Consider the following 14,571-nt stretch of genomic DNA (forward strand, 5'->3'; position numbering starts at 1 on the left):
TATGCAGTTACCCGAAGTTTTCAACGGTGCTGTATCCCCTGCCGTCGTACTTCTGCACGAGAACCGTTGACACCGCGGGCTGGCCGTCGGTGGTGGTGTCTACGGAGGTACCTTCGAGCATCAGCGGTGCCTGCAGGCCCGTGATGTCCCGCAGCTTCGCCATAAAGTCCTCACGCGTCGGTTCAGTCATCTTCTTGAACGACTCTTCCAGCGTGGCTCCCACCATGTAACTCCACATGCAGTGCGGGAACGCGGGCATGTTCGGGTAGTTGCCGTACTGCTTGAGGTCCGAAAGGAACTTCACGACGTCGGGATCCTGGGCGAAAGCCGGACTCTGCGGTGCCTTGGAGAACGACACCGAGTAAATGCCGGGGTAGGCGTCCGCACCTCCGGGCTGGAGGATCGCCGTCGGGCTTGATGTGTTGGACGGGAGGAACCAGCTCGGCGTCCAGCCAATCTGTTGCCCCTTCTGCAGTGAGGAAATCACCAACGGGGTGATCGACATCGCGTTGAAGAAGACGTCCGCCCCTGACGCGGCCAATTGCGTGAGCTGCGCATCGACCGACGTGTCCGTTGCCTCGTATGTCAGTTCCCCGACCACCTGGATATTGCCGGCATCCTTGATGGCGTCCTTGAAACCGGACACGTATCCCTTGCCGTAGTCGTCGTTCTGCGACAGGATCGCGACCTTGTGTTGAGCGTCCGACTCTGCCAGGAGATCACCGAAGGCAGCTCCTTCATTCTGGTAGATCGGGACGAATCCCAGCTGCCAGGGACTCTCTTCCCGGTTGCTGAACAGGGGGTCGCCGGTCATCACGAGCACCTGGGGGACCTCCTGGCTGATAGCGGCATCACGGAAGGCGCGGTTGGTGGGTGTGCCCAGGCCGGAGGTGACAGCAAAGACGTCGTCAGAGACCATCTGCTGGAAGTTGGAGAGCGATTTCTGCGGATCATAAGCGTCGTCGTATGACTTAATGTCGACCTTGCGCGTCTTGCCGTCACCGAATTCCACGCCGCCGGCCGCGTTCACAGCGCCGAAGTAGGCTGCCAGACCGGCCACGGTGCAGGTTCCCGGGCCTGCTGTCGGACCGCTGAGCGGAGTGGTGACACCAAGCGTGATCGAGGTGTCAGTGATGCCAGGGCTGGGCCCTGAGCCGTCACCCTCCCCTGCACCGTCGCGGGCGCAACCAGCCAGGGAGAGCGCGATGATCGACGCCATCGCGACGATACCAATGACCCCGTCTGGCTTATTTTTCATTTTCATGATCGATCTTGCCTCTCTGTTTTTTCGAGTCCCTCCCGCGCGGCGTCAGTAGCCGGACGTACAGGAGAGGTCTGCGGGGGATTCCCCGAGGGTGTGGACCGGGCCGGGACCCGCCGGGCGAGCCGGCGGATCACTCGTGGAAGGCTGACCAGTCCCTGCGGCAGCAGGAAGAGCACGATGAGAAGAATCGCGCCCTGACTGATGGTGGTCAGATTAGGATCGATGGCATTCGTCAGCTGCGGAACGAAGACATAATAGGCGCCACCGATCAGCGCGCCCACGATGCTCCCGGCGCCGCCGATAACCATCGCTGCCACGAGGCTGATGGAGTGTCCGAAGCTGAGGGTCTCGGGTGAGGTGTACTGCACGGCAGCGAGGTAGAGGAAGCCGCTCGCCCCACCGAAAATTGAGGCTACAGTGAACGCGAGCACCTTGGTGCGGTACGGCGAAATCCCCATGGAGGCCGCCACGGCTTCGTTCTCACGCACCACCCCGAACGCCCTGCCATACTTTCCACGTACCAGGTTGCGGCCCAGCAGGAACGCGGCGGCGGTTACCAGCAACACGATGTAGAACTGCCATTGGTCGTTGTAGAGCCCTGACCAGTCGGGCGCGTCTGTGAAGCGGGCGGAAATACCCTGGGAGCCGCCGGTGAGTTCGTCCAGGCGCTTCGCGAGCGGCACGCCGACGATCGGCAGGGCGATGGTGACCATGGCGATCGCCAGGCCACCAAGCCGGGCCGCCGCCAGTGCCACCAGAAGTCCCACGACGCCCGGAATGACGCAGGCGGCAATGAACACCAGAATGATGTTCCAGTCATGGGTGACGCCATAGGCCGTTACGTAGGCCCCAAGCCCGACGAAGAAGATCTGCCCAAGGTTCACTTGCCCCGTGTAGCCCATCACGATGTTCAGGCCCAGTACTGCAACGGCGTAAACACCTATACGCACCAGTGTCTGGTTCGCAAACGCCGGGAGGATGAGCGGGGCAACGATCAGCGCGATGGCCACCACCGCCGGGAGGATAAGGCGGGTGTGTTTGTTCGCCAGGACCCTGGACATTGCAGGCATCAGACCCTCACCACCACCCTTCGTCCGAACAGACCTTGGGGACGGATGACGAGGATCACGAAGATCAGCACAAACGGCACCGCAATCTTAAGGTCATGGCCTATGAACGGCACATAAACGGCCACCAGGTTCTCCAGCACGCCGATAGCCGAAGCGGCAACCACACACCCGATCGGACTGCTCAAGCCGCCAAGGATCACGGCGGCGAGCGCGTAGACGAGCGCTGTATCGAGCATGCCTGGGGTAAGCGTCAGTTGCGGAGCGACCAGGACGCCGGCGATCGCTCCCAGAACCGCAGCGAGCCCCCAGCCGACCATCAGCAGACGGCCGACAGGCAGACCGGAAAAGGCCGCGGAAGCCGGGTTGTCGGCAACAGCACGCAGTGCGAGCCCCAGCTTGGTCCGCAGGAAGAGTACCTGCAGAACCACCATGATCGCGAGGATTGTCACGGCTGTCGCCAGCGATCGCACGCTCACCACCGCGCCGAGGATCTCCACACTCGTCAGCGGGAAAACTGAGGGGAACGCCAGGTTGTTATAGCCCCAGAGTACGGCCGAAATCCCGGTGACCAGAGTGAGCAGGCCGATAGTGACCACAACGGCGGTGTCCGGGTCGCCCCCCTCAAACCTCCGCACCAGAAACCGTTCGATGACCGCGCCGATGACGAACGAAGCCACTACCGCGATGAAGATCGCGAGGATAAGCGGCAGGCCGAACTGCATGAAAGCGTATGCGATGTAAGCGGACAGCACCGCCATGCCGCCCTGGGCGAAGTTGATGAGTCCCGTTGCCTGGTTGACGAGGACGATCGCAAGGGCCAAAGCCGCGTAAATTGAGCCTGTCGCAAGCCCGTCGACCACGAGTTGGATAAAGGTGCCCATCTGTTCAGCCCCCCAGGTAGGCACGGCGGATCTCATCCATGCCTTTAAGCTCGGCCGATGTTCCAGTGAGCGCGTTACGTCCCGTTTCGAGCACCGTGGCAGTATCTACCAGGGAGAATGCCAGGTTGGCGTTCTGTTCCACCACCACCATGGCGATGCCCGACTCCACCCGCAACCGCCTGATCGCCTGGTACACCGCCTTGGAGGTGCTGGGTGCCAGTCCCAGAGATGCTTCGTCGAGCAACAGCAGGTTGGGCCTGGCCATGAAGGCCCTGGCCACGGCCAGCATCTGCTGCTCACCGCCGGAAAGCGACGCTGCACGCGAGCCAATGCGGTCCTGCAGCTGCGGGAACAGGTCAAGGCAGTAGTCGATGTCGCCAGAGATTCTTTCCCTGTCCTTGCGGAGGTAGGCCCCCACCAAGAGGTTCTCCCGCACGCTCAACTGACCAAGGGTCCCGCGGCCCTCCGGAACATGAGCGACCCCCAGCGCTGCCACCTGGTCTGGGCGTAAGCCGCAAATATTGCGTCCCTTGAAGCTGATCCGCCCACCGGTGTGCACCGTGCCGCTGATCGCCCGCAGCGTGGTGGTCTTACCCGCCCCGTTTGCACCGAGGATCCCGACTGACCCGCCCTCCGGCACCGTGAGTTCGACCCCGTGCAGCACCTGTACAGGGCCGTAGGAAGCGGTCACGCCGGCAAGTTCAAGCAGCGTCATCCGCCGCGTCCTTCCCTATGTAGGCCTCAATCACCCGGGGATCGGACTGCGCCTCGGCGGCCGTGCCCTCCATGAGCTTGCGGCCGTGGTCCAGTACCACGACACGATCGGTGAGGGCGGAAATCAGCCCCATGTGGTGCTCGACGATGACGATGGTGATGTCCTGCTCGGCGCGGATCTGCCTTACGGTCTTGATGAATTGCTCTACCTCGCCATGTGACAGGCCGGCAGCAGGTTCATCGAGCAGCAGAAGCGCGGGCCTGGAGAGCAGTGCCCGCCAGAGCTCAATACCCTTGTGCAGTCCATGCGAGAGTTCTCCGACGGGCAGGGCAGCAGCCCAGCCGAGCCCTGCCCCGTTCAGCAACCCCAGCGCTTCCGCGCGCATCCCGCGCTCGGCGCGTGCTGTCTTCGGCAGCCGCAGCGCCCAGGCCACAGGCCCGCCGGGGAGCCTGATGTGCCCGCCAAGGAGCACATTCTCAAGCACGGTGGCGTGTAATTGCAGTGCTGGTTGCTGGAAAGTGCGTGCCAGGCCGAGGCGCGCCAGGCGGTACGGTGAATTGCCTAGAACCTCGGTGCCGCTAATCGTGATCGATCCGGAATTGGGTTTGTAGTGACCGCTGATGCAGTTGAAAAGTGACGTCTTGCCGGCGCCGTTGGGGCCCACCAGGCCGAAGATGACCCCGGGCTCCACGTCAAAGCTCACGTCCTGCAGCACCTTGACGCCACCGAAGTGCAAGTCCACGCCTTTGAGGCTCAGGCTTGCGGCCACCTCTACCTCCCTGTCGCACCATTGCCCGGGATCGGTGCGATCGTTCACGACCGCTCAAAATTGACGCTACGGATTGGAAACGAAATTGTCAACGATTCGAGGTCGAGCGGGTGTCGGGTCAGAGCGCACGGTAGCCGGACCGTGCAAACTCAGTGAACGGTGCCGGAGCGACGGTAGCGCGAATCTCCATCTGGCGATGGGGCTCCACCTGAAGCTTCCGGGAGTTGGGCTCTTCCCCCCAGACCACCACTACCTCCGTTCCGGTCTGTGAGTGTGCGGAGTCGATCGTCGCCAGGGAGAGGAAGGCCTTCTCGTTAGCGAGGTAGCCCACGTCGAATGACATCCCCACCGTTTCCCCGTTCATCAGAACCCGATCGGTCTGGTAGAGCGCGTAGCGCGACTTGGGGAGCTCGATGTACTTAGCCGGAAGGCCATCACCAAGGATCGATCCGAGCGCCCTCGTCACATCATCCTCATTCCACACCAACGTAACTTTTGTTCGTCGCTGGTCTTCAGAGTGCCGGCGCAGGGCTTCCTTGCCGAGGAACTCGTGATCGAAAGACACCGAACGGCCGAGCCCGATGTCGTAGGGGGTGAGGTAATAGTCGGTGATATCAGCAGAGTAAAAGCTGCCGCCCATGGAACCGGCCTTCGACAGGTCCAGCCATTCGCGGTAAGCCTTGAGCTCGGGCTGGAAGATGGCCGGCGGAGGCGCGGGAACCCATCCGGAGCCAAGGTTCGCGGACGAATATCCCTTGGCCCCCACCGGCGTGATGGCAAACTCTTCGCCGTCCTCGAGCAACCTGGCACGCACCGCACCTGCGTTAGCCCAAAGACCCCACAATTCGAAACCGGGCTGGCCCGCCATACCGTGGCGCAGTACTCCGACGCGGTGTCCGTCGATTTCCACCTCGCCCATATGGAAGAACTTGAGCGCGGGTGCCGGCTTGCCGGTGACCTTCTCTATGATCGCGAGCGCGTTCGGCCCCTGGAGTTCGTACCGGAAGAGCTTCGGATCGCCCTTCCGGATCAGCGAGTGGTCATCGCGCTCGAGGGTGACGTTCCAATCGCCCGAGGAAATGTTGTATTCGACCCAATCGGCCAGCATGGGCAGCCCCACGAGGTCGAATGAATTCTCGTCGAAGTGGAACAGGATACCGTCTCCAATGAGGTAGCCGTCGTGGTTGACTGCCACCAGCTGTTTCGCCCGCCCCACCTTGTATCCGGCGGCGGAGTTCGCGCCGATCCAGGTGAAGAACCTGGTCGCATCAGGACCAGTGACGAAGAGGTCAGCCATGTGGTGAGACTGATCAAGCAAGGCGCACGAGTCCCGCCAGGCAGCCTGCTCGCTGCGCCAGTTGGTGAACTCCGGCGTCACGGGAAAGGTAAACGGCCGGGACTTCGCGTTGAATAACACCTCGACGGCGCTGCCCTGCTGATCGATCGCGGATTGAAGGCTCTGGCTGGTCATGGCGGTTCCTCCATAGGAGTGAGACACCGCACACTGCACTGAACGGCGTCGTTCTTGCTGAAATTCACGATACGCCGCCGGAACCGGTCAGGGGAGAGCGGAAGCTCTAACCTCCTGCCACCGACTGGATGATTAGGAGTTCCTGCCCCGCCCGCACGGGTGTCTCCAGCCCATCGAGCCGCCGCACCTCATTGCCGTCAACGTAGATATTTACGAAACGGCGGAGCGCGCCGGTCTCATCACGCAGCCGCCGCGCCAGGACGGGGTAGTCGGCGGACAGCGAATCCAGCACTGTCCCCACAGTTTCCGGACCCTCGACGGCGGCAGTCAGTGCGGATTGTCCGCCGGCGAGCGGCTGCAGGATGCTCGGGAGCAGGATCCCGATGGACTGGTTGCCCGCCGCGCGCCCGGCAGCCATGGGATCAGCGGTCATTCAGTGCACCGGCTCCGGTGCACCGCTGATCACCGCTGCCCGGACGCACAGGACATCCGGCAGGTGTGCGGCGACTTCCCTGAAGTTGGCGCCTTCGTCGTCGCTGGCATACACCGTTCCGCCGCGGGTGCCGAAGTACACGCCAGCCGGTTCGGCAGTATCTACTGACGCGGCATCGCGGAGGATGCTGTTGTATTCATGGTCCGGCAGGCCGGCATCAAGGCGGGTCCAACTGCCGCCGGCATCGTCAGTCCGGTGGACGGCGAGCCTGCCGTCCGGCGGGATCCGCTCACCGTCGGCCTTGAGCGGAACCACCCAGGCCGTTCCTTCACGCCTCGGATGCGTCAGCATCACAAAACCAAAGTCCGCCGGCAGTCCCTCGGCGATCGATTCCCAAGTGTCGCCGTTATCATTTGTCCGGTATACACCGTGGTGGTTCTGCGCGTACAAACGGCCGTCACCGCCGGCATCCGCGGCGATCTTGTGTACGCATTGGCCGAATTCCGGGTTGGGATCGGGCATGAAATACGCCGAGATCCCCTTGTTGCGGGCCTCCCAAGAGGTGCCGCCGTCGAGCGAGCGGTAGACGCCGCCGGTGCTCATGGCGACGTGTACCTGTTCCCCGCCGGGATCCACGACGATCGAGTGCGCCGCCGCACCACCAAAACCAGCGCCCCACTCGGTGCGGTGGGGGTGGTCCCACAACCCGCGGTTCAGCTCGAAGTGTTCGCCGCCGTCGGTGGATTTCCACACTGATATGGGTTCTGCTCCGGCCCACACCACGCCGGGCCTGGACTCCTTGTCCGGGTAGATCTGCCAGACCCGCTCCAAGGCCGCTCCGGTGTCCTCGGGGAAAGTGATGGCGCCGTTGTCCGGTTCGGTCCAGCTTTGTCCCAGGTCATCCGAGTGCGCAACGGTGGGCCCCCAGTGCTCGGACCGCACGCCAACCATGATCCTGATCCGCCCATCCCTGGTGTCGATCCCGATGCTGGGGATCTCACTCATCAGGAAATGCGGGCCCGTGAAGGACCACTCTTTCCGGTCAGCGCTGGTTGCCAGCCATAGTCCCTTTTTAGTGCCGATTGCCAGAAGGTACTTCTCATCGCCAGCCATGACTCCCATGGAACCACCAGCCCGCCGCGCCCGCAATGATAATGCAGCGCGAATCTAAAGCGCCTGCCTCTTCAGGCCACAGCCGCCCGCTCAGTAACTGGACAGCTCAGTCAACGAATTCGGATTGGGTCTCAATGAAATCCCAGTCTTTCTCCGTCAGAACCTTGGACGGATCGTCCGGATGCGGTCCGCCGGCCTCCGCGATGGCCTGCGTTACTTCCAGCGGTAACGTCTCGGCCCGGAGGTTCTCCCGGAGCCATTCCTTGGCGTCCATGCTGAGGTCTATCCACCACATGAAGATTTCCACGAGGATCATCCTTCCGTCGTTGTTTGTCCCACCCCACGTTATGCCCCGCCGCAGGGCTGTTCAAGATATGGGAACTCTTCCCACCCTGCGTTACTCGTGTGACCTGCGGTTTCTTGCTGATGGACAAACCTGAGTACTCATTACTCCACCAAGTAGTCAATCGCGAAAAGTCAGGTAATGGCTACTCGGGACAGGGGAATTCAGCAGCCATAGCGTGAAAGTTATCACTTCCGACCACGCGAGGGACAAGGTCGTTTTGTTGGCCTCCCCAACTGGCCGGAACCTGCACCCTCTGGATGGAGAATCGCCTTGAAAAAGACCCTAGCTTACGCAGGAATCAGCGCCATGGCCCTCATGAGCCTGGCAGCGCCCGCAGGTGCCGACGACCATCGACCTATTGACGGCCCTGGTGGAATCGTCCTCCCCGAGATACCTGGCGGCGGCAACCCCGGCGGCGGCAACCCCGGCGGCGGCAACCCCGGCGGCGGTAATCCCGGTGGCGGTAACCCCGGTGGCGGTAACCCCGGTGGCGGCAACCCCGGCGGAGGTAACCCCGGTGGCGGCGAGCCCGGTGGAGGTAACCCCGGTGGCGGCGAGCCCGGCGGAGGTAACCCCGGTGGCGGCAACCCCGGCGGAGGTAACCCCGGTGGCGGCAACCCCGGCGGAGGTAACCCCGGCGGTGGCAACCCCGGTGGCGGCGAGCCCGGTGGCGGCAACCCCGGCGGAGGTAACCCCGGCGGTGGCAACCCCGGCGGAGGTAACCCCGGCGGTGGCAACCCCGGCGGCGGTAACCCCGGCGGCGGTAACCCCGGCGGCGGCAACCCCGGCGGCGGCAACCCCGGCGGCGGCAACCCCGGCGGCGGCAACCCCGGCGGCGGCAACCCCGGCGGCGGCAACCCCGGCGGCGGCAACCCAGGTGGTGGCCAGCCCGGTGGCGGCAACAACGGCGAGGATAAAGAAGAGCACAAGGTCACGCTCTGCCACTCGACTGGTTCGGCGACCAATCCCTACGTGCTCATCACGGTGGACTACCACGCCATCGGAGAAACCCCGGACGGACACGACAGCCACGACCAGAGGGGCAACGGCCCGGTGGGCGACATCATCCCGCCATTCACGATTGACGGAGTGACGTACGCCGGAAAGAACTACACACCCGCAAACCAGGCCATTCTTGAAGCCGGATGTGTAGTCGTGGTGCCGGAGGACAAGGACAAGGACAAAGACAAAGACAAGGACGTTCATGTCGACAAGCACGTCCATGTCGATAAGCACGTCCATGTCGACAAGCACGTCGTCGTCAAGCCGGCTCCGGTGGCAAAGACCCCGGCCGGAGGCGCAGGCGCGGCACGCGGCTTCAATTCGCAGACGGCGGCCAGCGCGTCAAGCACCCCGGACAGCACAGCCGTGATGGGAGGCCTCGCACTTCTGACCGGCGCTGCAGGACTTGCGTTCTACCGTCGCCAGGCGAGCCGCTCGAACTGAAACAATGGGGTAGCAACCGCTCCTGCGGTAGACCCCGTTGATCCACCGATGAGCAAGTGCTAAATGCCCGAGGCCCTGTCTCAGTACCAAGGAGGCAGGGCCTGTGGCATTAACCGGACTATCGTGAGTTGGAATAAGGACATAAGGAGCATTCAATGCGGCAACGTGTGGGCAAGCGGGTAGGTGGTCGGTGGCTGGACATCACCATCCTGCTGTGCGCACTCATGGGCGTGCTGTTGCTGACTTTGCCGTCGCTCGTCTCCTGCTACGCCCAGGGGTCTCCTCCTGCCCCTCCGTCCATTTCCCAAACCACTCCGCCGCAGACCACTGCACCGCCATCCGCAACACCAACCGCGGCGTCGGAATCACCCAGTTCTACAGCTGCGGCACCTCCTGCAGAACCCCCACCTGTGCAGGAAGCTCCGCCAGCGGTTCTACCTCCGGCGGCAGCCCCGGTGCGCATCAGTTATCCTGCTGCAGATTTCGACGTCGTGGTTCATGCTCTGGCTCCCGACGCCCAGGCGTCAGCTACCCGCCAACTCAATCCGCCGGCCACGCTGGATGGCTACTGGCTCACGCCGTTCGGTGTGCCCGGAGCAGGTTCCAGCGACACCACGTATGTGATCGGCCACAGCTGGACTGACCGGGACGCGCCATTCAACCACCTGAGCACCCAAGCCAGCGTGGGCGAAGTGTTTGATGTGCTCACCCAGACCGGCACTGTTCAATACCGCGTGGACCGGATCGACACCTATGACAAGGACACGCTCAAGGACAGCCCTATCTGGAATGCGGTACCGGGCCAGCTGGTCCTCATCAGCTGCTACACCCAGGATTTCTGGGGAACCAACGTCACAGTCACTGCCACTCCCGTACTGCAGTAGGGATTGCTCTGTTCAAGCCCCCCGTCGCGGAACAGAATGAAGTATGGCTGCTGAACCCAGTGACATGTCCGGCCCGCTGGTGGTGGGTGTCCGGCCCAACCAGCACGGCGAAGTTATCCACACTGCCGCGTCCCTGGCGCAAAAGCTTCATGTGGAGCTGGTCTGCGCGTATGTGGACGAAGCCAGCTACCTGGTGGAGTGGGATCCGCACCGCGCCACGCACCGGTTGTCACTTCATCCGGAGAAGGAAGACGACGACGTCCGCACGCTGACGGAGCAACTGCAGTCTGCCCTGGGCCAGGCTTTGGAAGGCCAGGGCATCGAGTGGTCGCTGTGTACACTGGCCGGCGATCCGGCACGTGCGTTGGGGCGGCTGGCGTCGGACCGTAATGCTGCAATGATCATTGTAGGAACCCCCGAACGCGGCCTGGGCCACCGGTTCAGCGAGATGCTCAACGGTTCCATCGCAGCCTGGCTGAGCCACCATCAGGCGCGCCCGGTACTGGTGGTTCCGGCTCCTTCTTAACCGGGAAATGCCTTGATTCCAAGGGCTTTCAGGGCACCGAAAAAATAAAGCGAAAGTACTTATTCACCAAGGTGGCGCCGCCGCCTACCGGGAAGTAAGCTAGTACTGCAGGAGAGAAAGCGCCGGAACGGCACCGAATCTTCAGCCTAAAATCTGCTCCGGAGTGCGTATCCCCCAATAACGCACTCCGGAGCTTTTTAATGCCCGGATAACTCCTCAGTGACTTAGGGCTCCCAAATCTCTCGCCGGCGCACCCACTTTCTGGCGCTCCCGCCGATCACCAGAGGCCTTCGCCGCGAACCGCTGGCGATCACTTGACTAATACCCCCTGGGGGTATACCATCGCAGCATGAACACACCCGAAGAAGTCGTCATCACACCTGCTGAGGCTCCGGCGTTCGAAGGACACGGCTACACGTCCAACAAGGATGCCTACCTCCGCAGGCTCAAACGCATTGAGGGTCAGGTCCGCGGCATCGCCAAGATGGTGGACGATGACAAATACTGCATCGACATCCTCACCCAGGTTGCTGCCGTCACGAAGGCACTGCACGCCGTCAGCCTTGGCCTTGTGGAGGAGCACATCGGTCACTGCGTGGTGGGTGCCGCCTCCGAACCGGACCCCGCACTCCGCGCCGAAAACCTCGATGCCAAAGTCAAGGAAGCAAGCAGCGCTATCGGCCGCCTGCTGCGCTAAGCTCACATACCTCGCGGCGCACTACCAACCGATCCCCCAAGGAGTCATTATGAGCACCACTTCCACCACAGTCAGCGTTTCCGGTATGACCTGCGATCACTGCGTCTCCTCCGTGAGCGAGGAGATCGAGGCGATTGACGGCGTCGAAAAGGTCGATGTAGACCTCAACCCCCGCGGTCTTTCCGCCGTAACCGTCACGTCCACCAGGGAAATTCCGCACGATGAGATCGGCGAGGCCGTAGCCGAGGCCGGCTACATGGTCGTAGACAACCACGCCTGACGCTCAATCCCAAAGGAATCGAGCAAGCTGTGCGCAACGACGAGCTCCTGCACCTGGCAGGAAGCAGGGTCATCGAACTGGATATCGAGGGCATGACCTGTGCTTCCTGCGTGAACCGCGTGGAGCGCAAGCTCAGCAAGCTTGACGGCGTGGAGGCCTCCGTCAACCTGCCCCTCGAATCCGCCCGGGTAACAGTGCCCGACGGCGTCACGGACCAGCAAATCGTAGATACAGTCCGTGCCACCGGCTACAAGGCAAAGCTTCGGGAAGCCGCCGTTCCCGGCCCCTCCCCCGAACCGAACAAGCCTGAAGAGCATCTCCCCGGAGACCCCGGAAGCCCAGCAGCCGCCACGCTCAAGCCGCGGCTGCTGCTGGCCGCGGTCCTGACGGTGCCGGTGTTCCTGATCTCAATGGTGCCGGCCTTCCAATTCCCCCACTGGGGCTGGGTGGCGGGCGCCCTGGCCCTCCCGGTGGTGACCTGGGCAGCGTGGCCGTTCCATAGGGCGGCTGCTGTTAACGCCAGGCATCTAGCCTCCACCATGGATACTTTGGTGTCCATCGGCGTTATTGCGGCCTATGCGTTCTCCGCGTGGCAACTGCTCGCGGATCCGCTACTGACGGCACACGCGGGCACCGAAGCAATGGGCGGCATGGCGGAGGCCGGCCTGTACTTCGAGGTCGCCGCGGTGGTTACCACGTTCCTCCTGTTGGGCAGGTACCTGGAGGCGAGTGCCAAGCGCAGCGCCGGCAATGCCCTGCGCGCGCTCCTTGACCTTGGCGCCAAGGACGCAACCATCCTGCAGGGCGGATCAGAACACCGGGTTCCCGCCGGGCAGCTCCAGGTGGACGACGTCATTGTGGTCCGGCCCGGTGAGAAGATCGCTACTGACGGCGTGGTGATCGAGGGAAGCTCCGCCGTCGACGCTTCCCTGGTGACCGGTGAGTCCGTCCCTGTGGAGGTGGTTCCGGGCAGCAGCGTTACCGGTGCAACCATCAACACCTCCGGCAGGCTGTTGGTCCGCGCCACCCGGGTCGGTTCGGAAACTACCCTGGCGCAGATGGGCCGGCTCGTGTCCCAGGCACAGTCCGGCAAGGCGCCGATTGCCCGGCTGGCGGACCGCATCAGTTCCGTATTTGTTCCGGTGGTGCTTGTCATCGCGGTGCTGACCTTCGGCCTCTGGCTTTTGGTGGCCGGTCCCGACGTCACTGCCACAGAGCTGCAACAGGCATTCACCGCCGCCGTCGCGGTTCTGGTCATAGCCTGCCCCTGCGCCCTTGGCCTCGCCACTCCGGTTGGCCTGCTCACCGGGACCGGTCGCGGCGCCCAGCTGGGCATCCTGATCAAGGGGCCGCAGGTGCTTGAAGACACGCGCACCATTGACACGATCGTGCTGGATAAGACCGGTACGGTGACCAGCGGCCAGCTCACCGTGCACTCTGTCTACAGCTTTGGCACGCTTTCCGAGGCCGAGGTGCTGCGGCTGGGCGGTGCCGTTGAAGCCGCTTCGGAGCACCCGATTGCCCGGGCCATTGCCGCTGCCGCAGCCGAAGCTGCGGATGCCAGAGCTGAAGATGCCGGTGCTGACGGGAACGACGACGGCAGGTTGCCGGACGTGGAACGCTTCCGTTCCGCCGCCGGCGGCGGAGTGAGCGGTGAGATTGAGGGGCACACTGTAGTGGCAGGACGCGGTTCCTGGCTCCAAGAGAACGGGATCCATCCGGGCGCCACCGAAGAAAAGGTCCTCGAGGAGGCAGAAGCTGCGGGTTCCACGGCCATCTGGGTGGCGGTGGACGGCTCACCCACCGGCATCATCGCGCTCCGCGACACCATCAAGCCTGGTTCTGCTGAGGCTGTTTCACGGCTCCGCGAGCTGGGTCTCCGCCCGCTCCTGCTGACCGGGGATAACGCCAAGGTGGCCGCGCAGGTGGCCGCCGCCGTCGGAATTAACCGTGAGGATGTGTTTGCCGGCGTGCTGCCGGAGGGCAAAGTGGACGCCGTACGGCAGCTGCAGGCAGCTGGAGCCACCGTCGCGATGGCAGGCGACGGTGTGAACGACGCCGCAGCCTTGGCTCAGGCAGATCTTGGCATTGCGATGGGCTCCGGTACAGACGTGGCCATCGAGGCCGCGGATCTGACCGTGATGGGCAACGATCTGGGGCAGGTGGCCCAGGCCATCGGACTCTCGCGAAGGACGCTGGCCATCATCAAGACCAACTTGTTCTGGGCGTTCTTCTATAACGTCGTGGGCATCCCGGTGGCAGCGCTCGGCCTGCTCAACCCAATGATCGCCGGCGCAGCGATGGCAGCCAGTTCGGTGCTGGTGGTGGCCAATTCGCTCAGGTTGCGCCGCTTTGGGAAGTAGCGCCGGCCGGACCCGCAGCTGTCAGGCTGTCCCGTAACGAACAGCCGCGCGCGCTTTGGCCTTAACCGCTTCCTCGTCCCGGTTCTTCGCCGGAGCATGGGTCACCAGTGATTCCAGCAGGTGCTGTGTGATGTGGGCGATCTCGTGGACAGCCTGGTCAAACGCCTCCTGGTTGGCCTTGGAGGGCTTGGTGCTGCCACTGATCTTGCGGACATACTGCAGTGCTGCCGCCTCAACTTCGGCAGTGGTGGCGGACGGTTCGAAGTTATGAAGGGTACGGATATTCCTGCACATAACCTCATGCTAGGCTCTG

17 protein-coding genes are annotated in these 14,571 nt (G+C 63.3%); 6 read left to right on the top strand and 11 right to left on the bottom strand.

What is annotated here, in order from left to right; all coding sequences use genetic code 11:
• Window positions 1–7: 7 nt before the first annotated feature.
• The 10 genes from ACWA13_RS18145 to ACWA13_RS18190 all read right to left on the bottom strand — a co-directional run bounded on the left by ACWA13_RS18145 (window position 8) and on the right by ACWA13_RS18190 (window position 8,989).
• Window positions 8–1,258, bottom strand: a complete 1,251-nt coding sequence (locus ACWA13_RS18145) for an ABC transporter substrate-binding protein (RefSeq protein ID WP_463935801.1) — start codon at window positions 1,256–1,258, stop codon at window positions 8–10.
• 2 nt (window positions 1,259–1,260) lie between these two features.
• Entirely contained in the window at window positions 1,261–2,334 is a 1,074-nt protein-coding gene (locus ACWA13_RS18150; protein WP_463935803.1) for a branched-chain amino acid ABC transporter permease, read from the bottom strand.
• A complete protein-coding gene (locus tag ACWA13_RS18155) occupies window positions 2,334–3,215 on the bottom strand; it encodes a branched-chain amino acid ABC transporter permease (protein WP_463935804.1) in 882 nt (293 codons plus the stop codon). The genes ACWA13_RS18150 and ACWA13_RS18155 overlap by 1 nt, the downstream gene beginning before the upstream one ends.
• A 4-nt stretch (window positions 3,216–3,219) precedes the next feature.
• The gene (locus tag ACWA13_RS18160) at window positions 3,220–3,930 is read right to left on the bottom strand and encodes an ABC transporter ATP-binding protein (protein ID WP_463935806.1); all 711 of its coding nucleotides are present in this window, start codon (window positions 3,928–3,930) and stop codon (window positions 3,220–3,222) included.
• Window positions 3,917–4,747, bottom strand: coding sequence for an ABC transporter ATP-binding protein (locus ACWA13_RS18165; protein WP_463935807.1), 831 nt, complete (start codon window positions 4,745–4,747; stop codon window positions 3,917–3,919). Before ACWA13_RS18165 ends, ACWA13_RS18160 begins: the two co-directional genes overlap by 14 nt.
• 70 nt (window positions 4,748–4,817) lie before the next feature.
• Window positions 4,818–6,170: an aminomethyl transferase family protein gene (locus ACWA13_RS18170; RefSeq protein WP_463935809.1), complete on the bottom strand. Its 1,353-nt coding sequence runs from the start codon at window positions 6,168–6,170 to the stop codon at window positions 4,818–4,820.
• Between the two features lie 106 nt (window positions 6,171–6,276).
• Window positions 6,277–6,603, bottom strand: a complete 327-nt coding sequence (locus ACWA13_RS18175) for a MoaD/ThiS family protein (protein ID WP_463935810.1) — start codon at window positions 6,601–6,603, stop codon at window positions 6,277–6,279.
• A complete protein-coding gene (locus ACWA13_RS18180; RefSeq protein ID WP_463935811.1) occupies window positions 6,604–7,725 on the bottom strand; it encodes a WD40/YVTN/BNR-like repeat-containing protein in 1,122 nt (373 codons plus the stop codon). It abuts the gene before it with no gap.
• A 97-nt stretch (window positions 7,726–7,822) separates the two neighbouring features.
• Complete coding sequence (locus tag ACWA13_RS18185; protein WP_463935812.1) at window positions 7,823–8,023, bottom strand: hypothetical protein; 201 nt, start codon at window positions 8,021–8,023, stop codon at window positions 7,823–7,825.
• A 321-nt stretch (window positions 8,024–8,344) separates the two neighbouring features.
• The gene (locus ACWA13_RS18190) at window positions 8,345–8,989 is read right to left on the bottom strand and encodes a hypothetical protein (protein ID WP_463935813.1); all 645 of its coding nucleotides are present in this window, start codon (window positions 8,987–8,989) and stop codon (window positions 8,345–8,347) included.
• Window positions 8,990–9,034: 45 nt separating this feature from the next.
• On the opposite strand from ACWA13_RS18190, the gene ACWA13_RS18195 reads away from it, so the two are divergent.
• The 6 genes from ACWA13_RS18195 (at window position 9,035) to ACWA13_RS18220 (ending at window position 14,258) form a co-directional block, all read left to right on the top strand.
• The gene (locus ACWA13_RS18195; RefSeq protein WP_463935814.1) at window positions 9,035–9,508 is read left to right on the top strand and encodes a hypothetical protein; all 474 of its coding nucleotides are present in this window, start codon (window positions 9,035–9,037) and stop codon (window positions 9,506–9,508) included.
• A gap of 155 nt (window positions 9,509–9,663) precedes the next feature.
• Entirely contained in the window at window positions 9,664–10,392 is a 729-nt protein-coding gene (locus ACWA13_RS18200; protein WP_463935816.1) for a class F sortase, read from the top strand.
• Between the two features lie 43 nt (window positions 10,393–10,435).
• On the top strand, window positions 10,436–10,918 hold the full coding sequence (locus ACWA13_RS18205) for a universal stress protein (RefSeq protein WP_463935818.1): 483 nt from the start codon (window positions 10,436–10,438) through the stop codon (window positions 10,916–10,918).
• 349 nt (window positions 10,919–11,267) lie between these two features.
• Window positions 11,268–11,615, top strand: coding sequence for a metal-sensitive transcriptional regulator (locus tag ACWA13_RS18210; protein ID WP_463935819.1), 348 nt, complete (start codon window positions 11,268–11,270; stop codon window positions 11,613–11,615).
• Between the two features lie 49 nt (window positions 11,616–11,664).
• Entirely contained in the window at window positions 11,665–11,895 is a 231-nt protein-coding gene (locus tag ACWA13_RS18215; RefSeq protein WP_463935820.1) for a heavy-metal-associated domain-containing protein, read from the top strand.
• 29 nt (window positions 11,896–11,924) lie between these two features.
• On the top strand, window positions 11,925–14,258 hold the full coding sequence (locus ACWA13_RS18220; protein ID WP_463935822.1) for a heavy metal translocating P-type ATPase: 2,334 nt from the start codon (window positions 11,925–11,927) through the stop codon (window positions 14,256–14,258).
• A gap of 21 nt (window positions 14,259–14,279) precedes the next feature.
• Here ACWA13_RS18220 and ACWA13_RS18225 read toward each other — a convergent pair whose 3' ends face one another.
• Complete coding sequence (locus ACWA13_RS18225; RefSeq protein WP_463935823.1) at window positions 14,280–14,552, bottom strand: DUF2277 domain-containing protein; 273 nt, start codon at window positions 14,550–14,552, stop codon at window positions 14,280–14,282.
• Window positions 14,553–14,571: the final 19 nt, after the last annotated feature.

It is taken from the genome of Pseudarthrobacter sp. TRD_SC_9, from assembly GCF_055361265.1.